Raw genomic sequence first — 3,859 nt, forward strand, 5'->3', positions numbered from 1 at the left:
GAGTAATCTGAATTTTATTAGGAAAGTAATCAGTATTGGAGTCATATTTTTGAATACAGCCGTTATTATTGGTATTTGTAAAGGTATTAATTGCTGTAGTATGGCAAGCAATAATTAAAGTGGCAATTAAGAAGAATTGGCATAAAAAAATAATGGGTTTTAAGCGATGATGTTTTACCAATTTCATGGGATTTGAGGAAATAGAATTTTTCTCACGCAGTAGACGCTTTGCGGCTTCTCGTAGGGTGATGCGAAGTCGCAGAGAGTTACAGAAAAAGAGAAAAGAAGATGAACTAAATAAAATCTATTTTATGTCCTCGCGTGAGATTTTTAAAAATAGAAGTTATACAGAATTTTGTGGATAGCAATGTTCAATAATTTTGTTACCTTTTACCAAATGTTCATTGACAATAGTTTCAGCTATATTTGAGTTAACGCGAGTGTACCAAGTTCTATCATCAGAATAAAATACAACTGGCCCTTGTTGGCAAACTTCCAAACAGCCAGATGTTCTTACTTCTATGTCTAAACCTGCATTTTCAACTGCTGATTTTAAAGCATCAAATGTGGATTGCCATTTGCGTGAAGGAAGACAGCGAGTAGAAGTGCAAACTGAGATATAAGAATGTTTGAGGGGGTTTTTAGTAAACGGTATAGGTTTGTTTCCCAATACATAAATATCTCGTAGTTCCTCATACAAAGCTAACTTTGATAAATTCGGCTTACCTTCTGGTAATAAATTCTCACCTTCTACATACGGATTTGGCAAGAAAATAGTCATGAGATTTTCATCTGCACCATTCCAAAAATCGATTCCCCAACTTCTAGGGATACCTTCTGCATTAAAGCGTCGATAAAATGCAGCACGATTTACTTGACGTTGTTGCCTTAATTCTAAAGGAGTTTTACAATGAGGACCACCTAAATTAGCCTCAATACATAAGTGCAAATGCCAACCTTCTGTAACTACTGTGAGATATCCATCATAGAGGATACAAATTTTGGGTGGAGCATTAAATTCTAATTCTAATACACCTCCTTGAACAATATGCCCTACCCCTACTTGCTGCCAATTTTGCTGAAATAGAGTGTAAAGTAGCGACGACAAAACATCGGTACTAGAATCAAAATATTCATATTCAATAGACCCCTCAGTAGATAAAGCCTCAATCACAACCTTATTTACTGGAGTTACCCAACAATTAAATTCAGTCATTCAAAACTCCTCTCTGCGTGAAAAAACTCTTGACTTCAAAACGTAGAACTCAACCCAACTTGAAAAACCCTCCCTCCATCAGGATAACCAGGAAATAATTGGTATCTCTGGTTAAAGATATTATCCAAACTGCCTGTTAATACTAATGTTTTACTGAGAGAAACCCGCATTTTGAAATCAAAAGTAGTATAACCAGACAAAAATTCCGTATTAGTATTGTTTATGGGATATGCACCTAAAGAATGCATCAGTATTCCAGCATATAAACCTTGACGAGTTTCATAAGAAAGTCCTGCATTTAAACTATCTGCACCTGCGAATCGTAATTCTTTATCAATTTCGGCAGAATTTGTACTTTTCAAAATCCGGGGATCATTTGCTGTATAACTAACAAAAGCGTAGACATTCTTTGCTAGCTGCAAATTTAAAACTGCTTCGATTCCTGTAGTGCGAACCTTACCAATATTTTCATAAGTAGCTACGGGAACAGCAAAGTTATAGGCGATTAAATCTGATATTGTGTTGTTAAAATAGGTCAAGCGCAATAAACCAAAATTGCCTAACTTCTGGTCAATTCCGATATCATAACTATCGCCTTTCTCTGGACGGAGATTAGGATTACCAACGTAACTACCACCATTGGCATATAAGCTGAAAAGATTCGGCGCACGGAAATTCTTGATATAGTTAGCTCTGAGAGTGGTAGAATCTGTAAGTGAAAATTTTGCTCCTACACTCGGTGACGTAAAAGAGCCATTTGTCAAGCTGCTAAAATCCTGGCGTAAACCTAAGTTGGCAGTGAAACTAGGGGTAAAGTTAATTTCATATCTAGCAAATAGTGCCCCTTGACTAATACTATCGTCGTAAGTGACTGTTTTTGTATTAGCAGAAAAGTTGAATGTACTATTAGTAGCTGATACATTGCGATAATCAAAGCCATAAACTAGGGTTTGATTATTAGCAAATTTCCAACTGTGTTGTGTTTGCAATCCATAAGAAGTCTGCCCGTTATCATATCGTGCTTGGGATGAATTGCGACTATCATAGCGAGTGTTAAGGAAATCTGCGTAAACTCTGGCTGTTAGCAGTGAATCATCCCCACCTCCTAATTTTGAGTTCCAGGTTAAATCGGTGAGAACTTGGTCTGTGTATTTGCGATCGCTATTCGTCAATGAGTTAAAATAGCCTTGACCATATAATGGCTCAGGAACGGGGACTCCTCCTGGTACTCCTTGGTCTTTACCTAAATATATGGTTGAGAGGGTTAGGGTGTTGCGTTTCCCTAAATCCGCCTCCAGCTTGACATTAAAGTTATTGTAGAGAACATCATTATTTTCCCTAGTTCCCTTGAAATTCGCGGATGGGATAGAAAAAGGATAGTTATTTTCGGCTTCGGTACGGTTGTAACCTACAACCCAACCAATATCCCCTATTTTACCGCTACTGTTGATAGTCTGTTGATTTAACCCATACGCGCCAACGGTGACTCCTGCTTGTGTCGTCACTTTTTCTGTAGGACGACGAGTGATAATATTAATCACTCCCCCAATTGCATCGGAACCATAAAGGGTAGAACCACCACCTGGTAATACTTCGACTCTTTCAACGATATTGGTGGTAAATTCTGAAAGGTCAAAACCACCAGAACCCAAATCGTTAATTGGTCTACCATCAAGCAAAATCAAGACTTGTGCAGAGTTAGAACCCCGGATAAATTGACCGCTTAAGGCGTTTACTTCTGTACCAACTGTACCATCAGGCAAGATACCTGGAAGAAATTTTAGTGCTTCTCTGACAGTTCTAGCACCCTGCGCTTCCATCTCTTCACCCGTAATTACATAAACCGGACGGGTGGAATCTTTCACTGTCCCCTCACGGCGAAAGGGTGAGTAGACGGGTTCATTCAATAGCTTGTCGATGACTGTTAGTTCAATATCTGGTTCTTCTGTGGAAGCTGGGATATTTTCAGGTGTTACTTGTGCAACTGGTTGTAAGTCTCTTGCAGTACCTTCATACTTGGGAAACTCAGATATTTGTGGAACTTGATTAGCGTAGGCGCAGCCCGCCGCAGGCATCGCTATGTATCTCCCACATACCATCGCATAGATTGTGGTAAAAACGAAGATTTTTGAGAAAAATTCACAATAAGTAACTATACGGGAAGTGGACATGAAATTCCTCGTTTTCAGTAAATGCAAGTATTTATTTGTGCTATGAGTTTTTAAGATTTAGGCTTCAACTAGCTTGCTGCAAAGCATTGCTATACCTAAATCATGGTGGATACTATTTGGATAGCAAAAAAGATTTTGTGGTATTCCTTATGGATACCCAAATTCCTATAGAACAACCCAAAATTGAGTGTCGTTACTAACAGCGAAGCGAATTAGTAAAACTTGCAGAGGGTACTGGATTAAAACAGTATCTATACCCATGAAATTTATTAATCAAATGTATCATCTGTGCCTCGCAGATAAATGTTTTGTGTCTAGAGTGAGTCGGCGGGCATTCTGACTTTGAGACACGTTCTATTCGTCTCATTACAGCTGCGGGACAGCGCCGGATTTACACCGAACTTTCCCCCTTGCGCCTGATGGCTGCTCACCATCAGAACCGACAGTTATGTGTCACATTACCATAGTTATT

Annotated in this window: 2 protein-coding genes, 1 pseudogene and 1 riboswitch; all 3 genes and pseudogenes read right to left on the reverse strand. The window is 38.8% G+C overall.

Features of this window, described 5'->3' with window-relative positions; all coding sequences use genetic code 11:
• A pseudogene (locus V7K42_RS11890) lies at nt 1–187 on the reverse strand (ABC transporter substrate-binding protein); the annotation flags it as partial.
• Between the two features lie 156 nt (nt 188–343).
• Nucleotides 344–1,216: a (2Fe-2S) ferredoxin domain-containing protein gene (locus V7K42_RS11895; protein WP_334916368.1), complete on the reverse strand. Its 873-nt coding sequence runs from the start codon at nt 1,214–1,216 to the stop codon at nt 344–346.
• 35 nt (nt 1,217–1,251) lie between these two features.
• Nucleotides 1,252–3,291, reverse strand: a complete 2,040-nt coding sequence (locus V7K42_RS11900) for a TonB-dependent receptor plug domain-containing protein (RefSeq protein WP_334916370.1) — start codon at nt 3,289–3,291, stop codon at nt 1,252–1,254.
• A gap of 405 nt (nt 3,292–3,696) precedes the next feature.
• A riboswitch (cobalamin riboswitch) is annotated at nt 3,697–3,846 on the reverse strand.
• Between the last annotated feature and the right edge of the window lie 13 nt (nt 3,847–3,859).

The sequence above is a fragment of the Nostoc sp. genome, assembly GCF_036917455.1.
Taxonomy (GTDB): Bacteria; Cyanobacteriota; Cyanobacteriia; order Cyanobacteriales; family Nostocaceae; genus Nostoc.

Excerpts from the sequence above, each read along its gene's own strand:
- V7K42_RS11895 (WP_334916368.1), bottom strand. The coding sequence starts at position 1,216 with ATGACTGAATTTAATTGTTGGGTAACTCCAGTAAATAAGGTTGTGATT.
- V7K42_RS11900 (WP_334916370.1), bottom strand. The coding sequence starts at position 3,291 with ATGCCTGCGGCGGGCTGCGCCTACGCTAATCAAGTTCCACAAATATCT.